At 73.5% G+C, this 13,127-nt stretch carries 9 protein-coding genes, 1 tRNA gene and 1 pseudogene; 9 read left to right on the forward strand and 2 right to left on the reverse strand.

Translation table 11 applies throughout. From position 1 onward, the window contains the following. Positions 1 to 4 precede the first annotated feature (4 nt). From MRQ36_RS31630 to MRQ36_RS31655, 6 genes and pseudogenes are all read left to right on the forward strand, one after another. Positions 5 to 952 (forward strand): carbohydrate ABC transporter permease, encoded by a 948-nt coding sequence (locus MRQ36_RS31630; RefSeq protein ID WP_242800406.1) that lies wholly within the window; start codon positions 5 to 7, stop codon positions 950 to 952. Then, complete coding sequence (locus tag MRQ36_RS31635) at positions 942 to 1,784, forward strand: carbohydrate ABC transporter permease (protein ID WP_242800408.1); 843 nt, start codon at positions 942 to 944, stop codon at positions 1,782 to 1,784. The genes MRQ36_RS31630 and MRQ36_RS31635 overlap by 11 nt, the downstream gene beginning before the upstream one ends. Before the next feature lie 121 nt (positions 1,785 to 1,905). Next, positions 1,906 to 2,696, forward strand: a pseudogene (locus tag MRQ36_RS31640) (ROK family protein). Continuing rightward, positions 2,693 to 3,391 carry an N-acetylmannosamine-6-phosphate 2-epimerase gene (locus tag MRQ36_RS31645; RefSeq protein WP_242800410.1) on the forward strand — a complete coding sequence of 233 codons (699 nt, stop codon included), beginning with the start codon at positions 2,693 to 2,695 and terminating at the stop codon, positions 3,389 to 3,391. The pseudogene MRQ36_RS31640 and the gene MRQ36_RS31645 overlap by 4 nt, the downstream one beginning before the upstream one ends. Before the next feature lie 88 nt (positions 3,392 to 3,479). Beyond that, positions 3,480 to 3,608, forward strand: a tRNA-OTHER gene (locus MRQ36_RS31650). Between the two features lie 56 nt (positions 3,609 to 3,664). Next, positions 3,665 to 5,824, forward strand: a complete 2,160-nt coding sequence (locus tag MRQ36_RS31655) for a hypothetical protein (protein ID WP_242800412.1) — start codon at positions 3,665 to 3,667, stop codon at positions 5,822 to 5,824. Between the two features lie 161 nt (positions 5,825 to 5,985). On the opposite strand, the gene MRQ36_RS31660 is transcribed toward MRQ36_RS31655, so the two are convergent. Together MRQ36_RS31660 and MRQ36_RS31665 are read right to left on the reverse strand one after the other, a co-directional pair. Continuing rightward, positions 5,986 to 8,205, reverse strand: coding sequence for a molybdopterin oxidoreductase family protein (locus tag MRQ36_RS31660; RefSeq protein ID WP_242800414.1), 2,220 nt, complete (start codon positions 8,203 to 8,205; stop codon positions 5,986 to 5,988). Between the two features lie 138 nt (positions 8,206 to 8,343). Then, positions 8,344 to 9,357 (reverse strand): GGDEF domain-containing protein, encoded by a 1,014-nt coding sequence (locus MRQ36_RS31665; protein WP_242800416.1) that lies wholly within the window; start codon positions 9,355 to 9,357, stop codon positions 8,344 to 8,346. A gap of 390 nt (positions 9,358 to 9,747) precedes the next feature. Here MRQ36_RS31665 and MRQ36_RS31670 point away from each other — a divergent pair, with 390 nt between their 5' ends. The 3 genes from MRQ36_RS31670 to MRQ36_RS31680 all read left to right on the forward strand — a co-directional run bounded on the left by MRQ36_RS31670 (position 9,748) and on the right by MRQ36_RS31680 (position 13,124). Further along, positions 9,748 to 10,932 carry an RNA ligase RtcB family protein gene (locus MRQ36_RS31670; RefSeq protein WP_242800419.1) on the forward strand — a complete coding sequence of 395 codons (1,185 nt, stop codon included), beginning with the start codon at positions 9,748 to 9,750 and terminating at the stop codon, positions 10,930 to 10,932. Beyond that, the gene (gene prfH / locus MRQ36_RS31675; RefSeq protein WP_242800421.1) at positions 10,929 to 11,558 is read left to right on the forward strand and encodes a peptide chain release factor H; all 630 of its coding nucleotides are present in this window, start codon (positions 10,929 to 10,931) and stop codon (positions 11,556 to 11,558) included. The genes MRQ36_RS31670 and prfH overlap by 4 nt, the downstream gene beginning before the upstream one ends. A 153-nt stretch (positions 11,559 to 11,711) precedes the next feature. Further along, on the forward strand, positions 11,712 to 13,124 hold the full coding sequence (locus tag MRQ36_RS31680) for an acyl-CoA synthetase (protein WP_242800423.1): 1,413 nt from the start codon (positions 11,712 to 11,714) through the stop codon (positions 13,122 to 13,124). Positions 13,125 to 13,127: the final 3 nt, after the last annotated feature.

A 13,127-nucleotide genomic window follows, 5' to 3' on the forward strand; every position in this document is an offset into this window, starting at 1 on the left:
GATCATGACCCAGACGGACACCAGGGTGGGCCCGGCCGCTGCCGGGCCCGCCCCGGGCCGGGCCCGGCCGTTCTGGACCAGCCGCCGCCGGGACCAGCTCACCGGTTACCTGTTCATCGCCCCGCAACTACTCGGCAGCCTGGTCTTCGTGATCCTGCCGCTGGTCCTGGTGGTCTGGTACAGCCTGCACGAGTGGAACGTGCTCGCCGGGACCTTCGACTTCGTCGGTGCCGACAACTACGCGGCGCTCGCCGACGATCCGAACCTCGGCGGGGTGCTGCGGGCCACCGGGCTGTTCTCCGTCGGCCTGGTGGTGCTCAACCTCGGCCTGGCGCTGCTGCTGGCCGTCCTGCTCAATCAGAAGCTGCGCGGCACGATCCTGTTCCGTACCCTCTTCTTCTCGCCCGTGGTGGTCTCCCTGGTGGCCTGGACCATCGTCTGGGGCTTCCTGCTGCAGAAGAACGGCGGGGTCAACGGCCTGCTCGACACGGTCGGCGTGACCGGGCCGAACTGGCTGCGCGGCGAGGGCACGGCGATGCTGTCGGTGGTCGTCGTCCAGGTGTTCAAGAACGTCGGCCTGAACATGGTGCTGTTCCTGGCCGCCCTCCAGGGCGTGCCGGCGGACCTGTACGAGGCCGCGGAGGTGGACGGGGCAAGCCGGCTGCGCCAGTTCTGGCGGATCACCGTGCCGTTGATCAGCCCGACGATCCTGCTCACCTCGATCATCACGGTGGTCGGTTCGCTGCAGGTCTTCGCGCAGATCGCGGTGCTGACCCAGGGCGGTCCCGGCACCTCGACCACGGTCCTCGTCTACTACCTCTACCAGCAGGCCTTCCAGTTCCATCACTTCGGCTACGGCGCCACGCTGTCGATCCTGCTCTTCGGCATCGTGCTCGTGCTCACCGTGCTGCAGTGGCAGATGCGCAAGAGGTGGGTCTTCCATGAATCGTGACCTGTCCCGCCGCACCAAGTTGGTGCTCTACGGGGTGCTGCTGGTCCTGGCGGTCCCGTTCGTCTTCCCGACCTGGTGGATGGTCACCTCGTCGCTGCGACCGGTGGCGGACATCTTCGCCTTCCCGCCCCGGCTACTGCCGACCGACCCGCGGCTCGACGCCTACCGGCGGGTCTTCGAGTTGCAGCCCTTCGGACAGCAGTACCTCAACAGTCTCTACATCGCACTGCTGGTCACGGTCGGTACGCTCGCCGTGGCGGCGCTCGCCGGGTACGCGTTCGCGCGGATCCGGTTCCGGGGCCAGAACGTGCTCTTCCTCGTCGTCCTCGCGGGCCTGCTCATTCCCAGCGAGGTGACGATCGTGCCGCTGTTCCAGATGTTCTTCAGGCTGGGACTGATCGACACCCACTGGCCGCTGATCCTGGTGCCGGTCTTCGGGGCGCCGAGCGTGCTGGCGACGTTCATCATGCGGCAGTTCTTCATCAGCCTCCCCGGCGAGTTGGAGGAGGCGGCCCGGGTCGACGGGTTGGGGCGCTTCGCCACCTTCTGGCGGATCGCGCTGCCGCTGTCCCGGCCCGCGCTCGGGGCGGTGGCCATCTTCACCTTCCTGCACAGCTGGAACCTCTATCTGGAACCGATCGTGTTCCTCTCCTCGCCGGAGAAGTTCACCCTGCCGCAGGCGCTCACCCAGTTCGTCGACGCGTACGGCGGTCCCATGTGGGACGTCCAGCTCGCGGCGGCGTCGATGACCGCGCTGCCGGTCCTGGTGGTCTTCGTCATCGCCCAGAAACAGTTCGTCGAGGGCCTCGCGCACACCGGCCTGAAGGGATGACGGGACCGGTGGTCGGGGTCGACATCGGCGGCACCAAGACGGCCGCCGCGCTGGTCGACCCCGACGGGCGGGTGCGGACCCGGCGCGAGGTCCCCACCCCGCCCGGTCCGGGCCCGCGGCGGTGCTGGACGCCGCCGCGGGCCTGGCCGCGGAGCTGCTCGGCGACGCCGGCCCGGGGCCGGTCGGGGTCGGCACCGCTGGCACGGTCGACCCGGCCACCGGGACCATCCGGTACGCGACCGACAGCCTGCCCGGATGGGCCGGCACCCCGGTCGCCGACGCGTTGACCGCGCGGCTGGGCCGTCCCGTGCGGGTCACCAACGACGTGCACGCCGCGGCGCTCGGCGAGAGCTGGGCCGGCGCCGGGCAGGGCCGGGCCCACCTGCTGCTGGTGGCCGTCGGCACCGGGCTGGGCGGGGCGGTCGTCCGCGACGGCCGCGTCGAGGCCGGCGCCGGGGCGCGGCGGGCCAGCTCGGGCACCTGCCGGCCCCCGGCACCGAGCGACTGCGGTGCGGGTGCGGCCGGTACGGGCACCTGGAGGCGATCGCCTCCGGCACCGGGCTGGCCGCCGCGTACGCCGACGTGACCGGCACCCGGGTCACCGGGCGGACCGTGGCGGACCGCGCGGCGGCCGGTGACCCGACCGCCCGGCAGGTGATCGACCGGGCCGGCGCGGTCCTCGGCGCGGCCCTGGCCGGGCTGGTCGCCGTGCTCGACCCGGAGGCCGTCCTGGTCGCCGGCGGGGCGGCCGGCGTGCTGCTGGCCGCCGCCTCGGCCGCCTATCACGCAGAGCTGCCCGGCGGCTGGGCCGGGGTGCCGCTGCGGCCCGCCGCGCTCGGCGCAAACGCCGTGCTGGTCGGCGCCGCCCGCTTCGCCACGACGACGATCGACGACGGAGGAACCGGAGAATGAACGTCCTCGACGAGCTGGCCGGCGGCCTGGTGGTGTCCTGCCAGCCGCTGCCCGACGAACCCGACGACCCGATGCGTGACACCTACGTCCAGGCCCGGGTCGCGGCCGCGGTGGTCCGTGGCGGCGCGGTGGCGGTGCGGGTCAACGGCCCGGACGACGTGCGGGCCGTACGCGCCGCCGTCGACGTACCGGTGATCGGGCTCCACAAGTACGGCACCGGGGACGTCTTCATCACCCCCACCGCCGGGCACGCGCTGGATGTGGCAGCGGCCGGGGCGCAGGTCGTCGCGGTCGACGCCACCGACCGGCCCCGCCCGGACGGGCGTACGTTCGCCGACACCGTCCGGGCGATCCGCGAGCAGACCGACGCGCTGGTCCTCGCCGACGTCTCCACCACCGCCGAGGGCGTCGCCGCCGTCGAGGCCGGCGCCGACGCCGTCGCCACCACGCTGTCCGGCTACACCCCGGCCAGCCCACCGACCGACGGGCCCGACCTCGGGCTCGTCGCGCGCCTCGCCGCACTCCTGCCCGTGCCGGTGCTGGCGGAAGGCCGGTACCGGAGCACGGAACAGATCGGCCGGGCCTTCACGGCCGGCGCCCACGCGGTGGTGATGGGCAACGCCGTCACCTCACCACTGTGGATCACCCGCCGGCTCGTCCCGGCCACCCCCCGCGCGGCGCGCACCCGGCAGTGAAGGCGGCACCGGGACGCCACTCACCCGGTTCACCGTCGCTGGAAACCGGATGGCCGACGCGGCCCGGTCGGTGCGATGATCGACATCCGGGTCGCTAGCTCAACTGGCTAGAGCATTCGACTGAGTAGCGCGTCCGCTCTCCACCCCGGTGGTCATGGGGGCGCTTCCTTCTCCTAGTTGGATCGAAAGGTTCGGGGTTCGAGTCCCCGGCGACCCACCGCGCCGCGGCTGCAGGCCGGCACCGGCCGCAGTCGAGGTGGATCGGAGGACCACGTGCTCGAGAAGCTGATCATCCAGAGGACCCTGCGCGTGCCGGCGGGCACCGGCGCGGCCGGGGACGGCACCCGGGTGGCCCGGCAACTGGATGCGGCGCTGCTCGATGTCGGGTTCTCCGCGTCGCGGGCCCTGCTGGAGCACATCGGCACGCTGGCCCCCGCGCCGGCGATGGACCTCGCCGCCACGGTCGTCTCGGCGGTACGCGAACTGGTCGGCGACCACGTCCGGCACAATGCCTATTTCATCGGATTCCCGGACCAGGTGCCGGACACCGTCGAGTTCTGGGCCGACCGGCTCCGGGCGGCCGTACTCAGCGGTGGCGGCACGACGACCGACGCGCAGCTGCGGGACGCCGTCGCGTCGGGTGGGGTGAACCTGCTCGACCTGCCGGGCTACGGGACCTACCAGCACAGCTGGGCCGACCTGCTGGCCGCGCACGACGCCCTGATCACCACGGCCGGTGACCGGGTGACCCTGCTGCACCTCGGCGACACCCCCGAGGTGGAGGCGGCGCGCCTCTATCTGGCCCTGGCCGGCAGCGCCACCCCGCTCGGTGAGGCGGACCTGGCGGTCCTCAGCGAGCTCGCCGTCGCCTGTCTGGACGACACGCAGCCGACCGGCATCCCGGTACGGGAGAACCGCGCGGTGCTCAACGGCATCCGGCTGGTCCTCGGGCGGCCGCTCGTCGCCGTGGACACGACGACCGACGTCCTGCGCGTCGCCTGCCAGGCCTCCGGTGGGGACGTCTCACTCCTGACACCCACGAGGTTCCGGGCCTTCCGGCGCCCGGAGCGGCGGGTGCTGCTGGCCGCGCTGGACGACGTCGTCGGCGGGAACCGCGGCAAGCTCGGCGACGTCGCGCGTTACGCGGAGCGGTGGAAGCGACTCGGGGAGCGGCTGCACCCGCACGAGTACGGTCAGTGGCCGCACGCCCGGGAGGTGTTCGCGGTCGCGCGCGGCGAGCGCCGGGTACCCACCCTCGCCGGACGCGCCGAGGCGGCGATCCGCGCCGGTGCCGTCGGCCCGGCCGCGTCGGTGCTGTCGGCCGCGCCGGGCCTGCTCCTGCGCTCCGCGGACCGGCTTCTGCGCACGGCGTCGGCGCCGGAGCGAGCCGCTGTGGTCGACGCGGTCGCCGCGGCCCTGGGCTCGGCGTCGGGCCGGGTGCTTCTCTCCCTGCGGGAGCATGTCGACAACCGGCTGGCACCCGCGTCCGCGCGGATGTACGTCGGCCGTTCGCGGCGCGCGTGGGTCGGCCCGGACCGGCGCCCGCCCCTGCCCGCCGAGCTGGTGGCCGAACTGTCGTCGCTGCTCGACGCCGAGATCGGCGCGCGGCTGCCGGAGCCGCAGCGACCGTTGGTGGTGGACCCGGCGGTGCTCGACGTCGCGCTGCCGCTGTCCGGCAAGGCGGCCGAAGGTGGATTCGCGGTGCTGCCGAGGGGCTCGCGGGCGTCGGTGTCCGGTGAGGTGCTGCGCTTCTTCACGTACTGGCGTCAGCGCGACCGTCGCACCGACTACGACCTGTCGGTGCTGCTGCTCGACGACGAGTTCCACAGTGCGGGCCAGGTGTCCTGGACGAACTACCGCCACGACGGCGTGGTGCACTCGGGCGACATCACCGACGCGAGACACGGTGCGACCGAGTTCATCGACGTGCCCTTGACGGTACGCGGGCACTACGTCGTACCACAGGTGTACATCTATGCGGGCGAGTCGTTCGACGACGTCGCCGAGTCGATGTTCGGCTACCAGACCCGGACGCCGGAGCAGCGCGGTGCGCCGTTCGACGCGCGGACCGTGCGGGCGCGTTCGCACCTGCGAGGCCAGGGCCGGGTGGCGCTGCCGATGGTGTTCGCCAAGGGCGAGCAAGGCTGGCAGGCCGTGTGGCTGCACCTCTACCTGCGGGGCAGGCCGTCGTTCAACCGGGTGGAGGACAACCGGTCCACCACTGCCGACCGGGTGCGGGCACTGGTGCAGCGGCGCTACCTCACCATGTCCTACCTGGTCGACCGGTGGCGCGCCCGGGCCGACGTGGTGATGTGGGACGGCCGCCTGCCGGACGAGCCGGTCACGTTCATCGGCATCGACGCGCCCGAGGGTCTGCCGGAAGGATCAGTCACGTATACATTGGACCGGCTCAGCGAGCTGATCCCTGAGTAGTCGGCGAGAGCCGAGGCCATGTGGGCGCTTCCTGCTATTCCGTTCGATTCGGTACCTCCGCGGACGCGGAGGATCTGGTGTTCAGCGCCCGCGCTCTCCTCGGCCCTCGCCGGTGAGCCATCGGGCTCGTGCGGCCACCTCCTGACGACGGGCCCGCCGGTTCAGGCGGGTTCCACGCGGACCGGGATGCCGTTGAGCACGGTGTTGCCGGAGAGCGGGTCGACCGCCGTGGAGTCGGCGAGCACGTTGCTGTTGACGCCGGGATGTGCCCGGGCCACGGACTGCCGGGTGCCCGGCACGTCGTGGCCCCACCCGTGCGGCAGGCTGACCACGCCGGGCATGGTGTCGGCGGTCGGTTCGACGGCCACCACGAGTGACCCGACCCGCGAGGAGACCCGCGCGGCGTCCCCGGTGGACAGCCCGAGCTTCGCCGCGTCCTCGGGGTGGATCTGCAGGGTGCAGCGGTCCCGCCCCTTCACCAACGCCGGCACGTTGTGCATCCAGCTGTTGTTCGAACGCAGGTGCCGGCGGCCGACGAGGACGAAGCCCTCCGGCGGCGCGTCCCGGGCGTCGCGGAGCCGGGCCACGTCGGCGGCGATCGGCGGCGGGCAGAGCTCGACGGTGCCGCTCGGCGTCCGCAGCACCTCCGGCAGGCGGGACCGCAGCGGCCCGAGGTCGATGCCGTGGGGGTGGTCGAGGAGCCGGGTCAGGCAGAGGCCGTCCGGTCGCCGCCCGAACAGGTCGCCGTACGGGCCGCGGCGCAGCCGCGCGTCGAGGAGGCGTTCGGCGGGCCGCTCCCCCACGACCAGCGCCCGCAGCTCGGCCGCCGGCCGGTCCAGCTCCTCCGCCGCCTCGGCGAGCACCTGGCCGAGCAGCTGCTCGTGCAGGCCCTGCGGGTCGGCGTCGGTGCCCTGCCCGGCGGCGATCAGGGTGAGCCGGGCGAGGATGTCGCACTCGTCGAGGCTGTCGGGCTCCAGGGGAAGCGCGGGCGGCGAATAGCTGGCCACGTTCCGCACCGCCAGGGTGAGGAACGCGAAGTCGTAATGTCCGGCCCGGGCCGGGTCGGGCGGCGGGAGCACCACGTCGGCGTGCCGGGTGGTCTCGTTCAGGTAGGGGTCGACGCTGACCATGAAGTCGAGCGAGGCGAGCGCCCGGTCCAGCCGTTCGCTGTTCGCGGTGGAGAGCACCGGGTTGCCGGCGACCGTGACCAGCGCCCGGACCTGACCCGGTCCCGGCGTGGTGATCTCGTCGGCCAGCGTGGCGACCGGCAGCTCACCCTTCACCTCCGGCAGGCCCCGCACCCGGCTGGTCCAGCGTCCGGTGCGGAACCCCTTGCCCGGACCGGCGGCGCGGGTGCGCTGGTGGGCGGCGAGCGGGAACATCGCCCCGCCCGGCCGGTCCAGATTGCCGGTCAGCACGTTGACCACGTCGACCAGCCAGCTCGTCAGGGTGCCGAAGGCGACCGTGCTGGTGCCGAGGCGCCCGTACACGGCGGCGGTGGGGGCGGCGACCAGCTCGCGGGCGAGACGGCGGATGCGCGGCGCGGGCACCGCGCACCGGTCGGCGACCCGCTCCGGGGCGAACGCCGAGGCCAGCTCCCGCACCTCGTCGACGCCGGTGACGTGCGCCGCCAGCGGGCCGAGCCGCACCAGGTCCTCGGCGAAGAGGGTGTGCACGACGGCGAAGAGCAGCAGCGCGTCGGTGCCGGGCCGGATCGGCAGGTGCTCGTCCGCGGCGGCGGCGGTCCGGGTGCGCCGGGGGTCGACCACCAGGAACCGGCCGCCGCGCGCCTGCAACGCCCGGAGCCGGCCGGGGAAGTCGGGGGCGGTGCAGAGGCTGCCGTTGGACTCCCAGGGGTTCGCGCCGAGCAGCACCAGCAGGTCGGTGCGGTCCAGGTCGGGCACCGGGATGGCGTTCGGGTCGCCGTAGAGGTAGCCCGAGGAGACGTGCTTGGGCATCTGGTCGACGGTGCTGGCGGAGAAGACGTTGCGGGTGCCGAGCGCCCGGACCAGCGGGCCCACGTAGAGGCCGCCGGCCATCGTGTGCACGTTCGGGTTGCCCAGGTAGACGGCGACCGCGTCCCGACCGCCGGCACGGGCGGCGCCCAGTCCCGCCTCGACGGCGGCGAAGGCTTCGGCCCAGCCGACCTCGCGCAGCGTGCCGTCGACCCGCAGCAGCGGCCGGCGCAGCCGGTCCGGATCGTCGAGCAGCTGCGGGAACGCCGCACCCTTCGGGCAGACGAAGCCGTGGCTGAACACGTGCTCCCGGTCGCCGCGGGCGTGGGTCACCCGGTCGTCGGTGATGGTCAGGGTCAGGCCGCAGGTGGCCTCGCAGAGCGGACAGGTGCGGTACGCGGTGCGCGTCGCGGACGTCTCCGGCATCGATGGCCCCTTCCCGTCGGGAAACCGACTGGTCGGTATGGTGGCACGTCGACGCCGCACTGTCACCCCCGCACCGGATCGGCACCGCGCGCACGGACGGCGGTCGCACCGCCCGGCCGCCGCGTCGTCGGCGTACCGTCAGAAGGGGTCCGGGCGGCCGGTCGTGACGGCGTGCCCGACGCACGACGAGGCTCCGCCGGCGCGACGGCGCTCCTGCTTGACCCGGTAGAGGCGCTGGTCCGCGACCCGCAGCAGCGCCTCCAGGGTGACCCCGTCGTGCGGGGCGGTGGCCCAGCCGATGCTCACCCCGGTCAGCTCCCGGACCGTTTCGTCGATGCGGAGCGCGATGCTCCGCGCGGTGGGTTCCGGGGCGTCCACCAGCACGACCACGAACTCGTCGCCGCCGATCCGCGCGACGGCGTCGTCGGCGCGCAGCACCTCCCGCACCGCCGCCACCGTCCGTTGCAGCAACGCGTCGCCGGCCGCGTGGCCGAGGCGGTCGTTGACCAGCTTGAAGTCGTCCAGGTCCAGGCAGAGCAGGGAGAGCTCGGGCGGGCGGCAACCCCGGAACAACGGTCCGGCGAAGTCCGCGAGGCCGCGCCGGTTCAGGGCCCCGGTCAACGGGTCCAGCGACGCGAGGGAGCGCAACTGCGTACGCTGCCGCGCCACGATCCGCGCCTGGGCGGCGCAGACGGAGGTGAGCAGGAGAATGCCGCCGACGTAGAGGAAGACGTGACCGGGTCGCGGCGGCTGCCCGGCGGCGGCGACGGCGAGGTAGGAACCGAGGATGAGCGCCTCGAACGCGATCATCAGCCGCAGCGGCGGCGTGTAGCTGGCGACGAACACGGCCGTGCTCACGAACCCTAGGCTGGCCGGCGAGGCGGCGCCGCCGTCCCAGTACGCGCCCAACGCCACCACGACGAGCGTGACCAGCAGGATCGAGAACGAGACGCGGTATCCGACGGCCTTCGTGGTGACCGTCCGCGCCGCCCACAGCCCCAGGATGCCGGCCGCCATCCCGCAGCCGAAGGCGGTGAGCATGAGGCTCCGGTGCGGTTCGCCGAGCGTGACGAGGCAGTAGACGATGGCGAGCGCGTGGGAGACGACGTGCAGCGCCGCGCTGAGCGCCATCCGCCGCCGACGCTCACTCATCCCATGACCCACCGCCACGACGGCTCCCTGACGACAGCTTCAGGCGACGGAGAGACGCCGGTGGTCCGACGGCAGTCGGCTCGGTGCCCGAGACCGTCCTGACCAGGCGTCTTCACATCCCGCCATTCAAGGTGTGGGTTAGCTCACAGTCAAGACCTGCGCCGCCACAACTGTCCGACCAGGACAGAATTCCACCGAAGGTGCCGGCAAAACTCACGTACGGTGACTGAGTCGTGCGGATGCGGCCCGAAAACGGCTTGCCGCGGGCGGTGGGCCCGGCGAGAGTGGGGTCATGACGCTCTGACGGACACCAGCCCGATCTCCGAAGGCTCCCGGCGCCGACCCGCGCCGTCGCGCCGTCCGTCCCCGCTGCCCGATGAGAGAGCGTCCTTGTCTGCACGTCACTTCCGGCCGGAGTCCCTGCCGCAGTCCGACCCGGCCACCGTCACCGTCTTCGCCTCCCCCACGAGCTGGATCGAGTCCGACGCCGTCGACCAGTGCCACCGGGTGGCCGCCCTCGACGGCATGATCCACGTCGCCGGCATGCCGGACCTGCACCCCGGCAAGGGGGCACCGATCGGAGCCGCCATGGCGTCGACCGTGCTGTACCCGTTCCTGGTGGGCTCCGACATCGGGTGCGGCATCGCCGTGTTCCCGATCAACCTCAGGCCGGCCGTACCGGAGCGGCTCGCCGCGCGGTTCCCCGATCTCGACCGCGCGCTGGACCCCGAGCGGGACGCCGACGACCCGGCCTGGTCCGTCGTGGACGGCGAGGTTCCCGCCGGTCACCTCGACGGCCTGGGTACGGTCGGCCGCGGAAACCACTTCGCCGAGCTGGCGCGGATCGGGACGGTTCTCGACCCGGACCACGCGGACCGTCTCGGGCTCACCGCCGATCACCTCGTGCTCATCGTCCACAGCGGTTCCCGGGGACTGGGGGAACGGATCCTGCGGGAGCACACCGAGCGCCACGGCGCCGGCGCCGCCCCCGATCCCACGGCCTACCTGGCCAGGCACGACGCCGCCGTACGCTGGGGATCGCTCAACCGGCGGCTGATGGCCGCCCGGATCGCCCACGCGCTGGGCGCCGAACCGACCGCGCCGATCGTCGACCAGTGCCACAACCTGGTCGAGGTCCGCGACGGGGTCTACCTGCACCGCAAGGGCGCGGCACCGGGTGACGGCCGCGACGTGCTGGTCGCCGGCACACGGGGTACCCCCTCGTACCTGGTCGCCGGCCACGCCGGTCCGGGCGCCAACCACTCGGTCGCGCACGGCGCGGGGCGGAAGATGTCCCGCGCGGACGCACTGCGCCGGGGCCGGGCCAAGCACACCGTCGAGGAGCTGCGTCGTACGCCGGTGGGGTCGGTGGTGGTGTGCGGTGACCGGCAACTGCTCTTCGAGGAGGCCCCGACGGCCTACAAGCGCATCGAGCAGGTGATCGCCGACCTCGTCGACCACGGCCTGGCCACCCCCGTGGCCACCACGGTCCCCCTGGTCACCTACAAGACGGCCGACCCGGGGCCGGCGCCTCGACGGGACCGCCGGGAGCGACGTGGACGAGGCCGGTCATGATCGTCCACCTGCTCGTGTCGGCAGGGCGTGGCCCGCGCGAGTGCGCCTGGGCGCTGGCCCGGATCCTGCCCCGTCTGGAGGCCGACGCCGCCCGGCAGCAGCTGACCACCCAGCGGGTGGAGACCGTTCCCGGCGACCGGCCCGGCACCCACCGATCGGTCCTGCTCCGGATCTCCGGAGCAGGATCCGGGGCGTTCGCCGAGTCGTGGAGCGGGACATTGTGCTGGCAGGCCCCGAGCCCCTACCGGACCGGAGCCGGCCGGAAGAACTGGTACGTCACCGCCCGGCCGTGCCAGGTCGACACCCTGCGGACCACGTTCCGGGAGACGGATGTGGACATCGTCGCCTGCCGCACCGGGGGGCCCGGCGGTCAACACCGGAACAAGGCCAGCACGGCGGTACGGGCGACCCACCGGCCCTCGGGAACCGTCGTCGTGGTCGACACGGAACGGCAGTTCGGCCTCAATCGCCGGATCGCCCTCGACCTGCTGCGACAGCGTCTCGACGAGGGCGACGAGGTGGCCGGGCGGGCGGTGACGGCCGCCCGCCGGCGCCTGCACGACGAGCTCGTACGCGGCGACCCGGTCCGGGTGTTCACGCCGGCGCCGCGAAGCAGCACACGCTGACCGGACGCGCCGGACCGGTTCGGGGAAGCACACCCGCGCGTCGTCGACGCTCGCTTGTAGGCTCGGCGGTCCGGGTCCACTGCGGTCAGTCGCATCCAGGCCGTCGTCGTCGGGCGGGCAGGACGTGGGACCTCACGACGAGGGAGCGAAGAGATGCTGTTGCCGGCCCTGTCCGGGACGTTCGGGGATGACGCGGACGCGATCCGGGTCGGGGACCAGCGCTCCTCCCGGGAGGCGGTGTGGTCCGCCGCCACCGCCCTCGCCGACCGGATCGCCGGCAGTGACGCGGTGGCCGTCTGGGCGACCGCGAGCATGGAGACCGTGGTCGCCGTCGTGGCCGGCCTGCTCGCGGGCGTTCCGGTGGTGCCGGTGGCCCCGGACTCCGGTGCGGGCGAACGCGACCACCTGCTGCGCGACTCCGCCGCCGCGCTGCTGCTCGCGCCCGGCGAGGCGGTGGGCAGCGGAACGCTGGCGGACGTACCGACGCCGGTCGCCGCGGTCGACCTGGCTGCGCGGGCGGGCCGCGGGCGACCCGAGCCGGCACCGGAGAACACCGCGCTGATCCTCTACACCTCCGGCACCACCGGTGCGCCGAAGGGAGCGCCGATCTCCCGCCGGGCGATCGCCGCCGACCTCGACGCGCTCGCGGACGCCTGGTCGTGGACGCCGGAGGATGTGCTGGTGCACGGCCTTCCGCTGTTCCACGTGCACGGTCTGGTGCTGGGGGTGCTGGGCGCGCTCCGGGTCGGTTCCCGGCTGGTCCACACCGGTCGGCCCCGGCCGGAGGCGTACGCCGCCGCGGGCGGCAGCCTCTACTTCGGCGTACCGACCGTCTGGTCGAGGGTCTGCGCCGACCCGGCCTCGGCCCGGGCCCTCGCCCCGGCGCGGCTGCTGGTGTCGGGCAGCGCACCACTGCCGTTGCCCGTCTTCGGTCGGCTCACCGAACTCACCGGCCAGGCGCCCATCGAGCGGTACGGGATGACGGAGACGCTGATCACGGTCAGTGGCCGGGCCGACGGTGAGCGTCGCCCGGGTTTCGTCGGCACCCCGCTGGCCGGGGTGGAGACCAGGCTGGTCGGCGAGGACGGCACCGAGCTGGACCGGGACGGCGAGTCCCCCGGCGAGCTCCAGGTGCGGGGGCCGATGGTGTTCGGCGGCTACCTGAACCGGCCGGCGGCGGACGCGGAGTCGTTCACCCCGGACGGATGGTTCCGTACCGGCGACATCGCCACCGTCGACGCCGACGGGTGGCACCGGATCATGGGCCGCGCGTCGATCGACATGATCAAGAGTGGCGGGTACCGGATCGGCGCCGGTGAGGTCGAGAACGCGCTGCTCGCCCACCCCGGGGTCCGGGAGGCCGCGGTGATCGGCGTACCCCACCCCGACCTGGGACAGCAGGTCGTCGCGTACGTGGTCGCGGACGCCGCGACCGAGGCGCAGCTGATCGAGTTCGCGGCCGGTCGGATCGCCGCGCACAAGCGCCCCCGACGGGTGCACCTGGTCGAGGAGCTGCCCCGCAACGCGATGGGCAAGGTGCAGAAGAAGCTGCTGGCCGGCGGGTGAGCA

Source organism: Micromonospora sp. R77 (assembly GCF_022747945.1).
GTDB lineage: Bacteria > Actinomycetota > Actinomycetes > Mycobacteriales > Micromonosporaceae > Micromonospora.

Excerpts from the sequence above, each read along its gene's own strand:
- MRQ36_RS31680 (WP_242800423.1), top strand. The coding sequence starts at position 11,712 with ATGCTGTTGCCGGCCCTGTCCGGGACGTTCGGGGATGACGCGGACGCG.
- MRQ36_RS31630 (WP_242800406.1), top strand. The coding sequence starts at position 5 with ATGACCCAGACGGACACCAGGGTGGGCCCGGCCGCTGCCGGGCCCGCC.
- MRQ36_RS31635 (WP_242800408.1), top strand. The coding sequence starts at position 942 with ATGAATCGTGACCTGTCCCGCCGCACCAAGTTGGTGCTCTACGGGGTG.
- MRQ36_RS31660 (WP_242800414.1), bottom strand. The coding sequence starts at position 8,205 with ATGCCGGAGACGTCCGCGACGCGCACCGCGTACCGCACCTGTCCGCTC.
- MRQ36_RS31645 (WP_242800410.1), top strand. The coding sequence starts at position 2,693 with ATGAACGTCCTCGACGAGCTGGCCGGCGGCCTGGTGGTGTCCTGCCAG.
- prfH (WP_242800421.1), top strand. The coding sequence starts at position 10,929 with ATGATCGTCCACCTGCTCGTGTCGGCAGGGCGTGGCCCGCGCGAGTGC.
- MRQ36_RS31665 (WP_242800416.1), bottom strand. The coding sequence starts at position 9,357 with ATGAGTGAGCGTCGGCGGCGGATGGCGCTCAGCGCGGCGCTGCACGTC.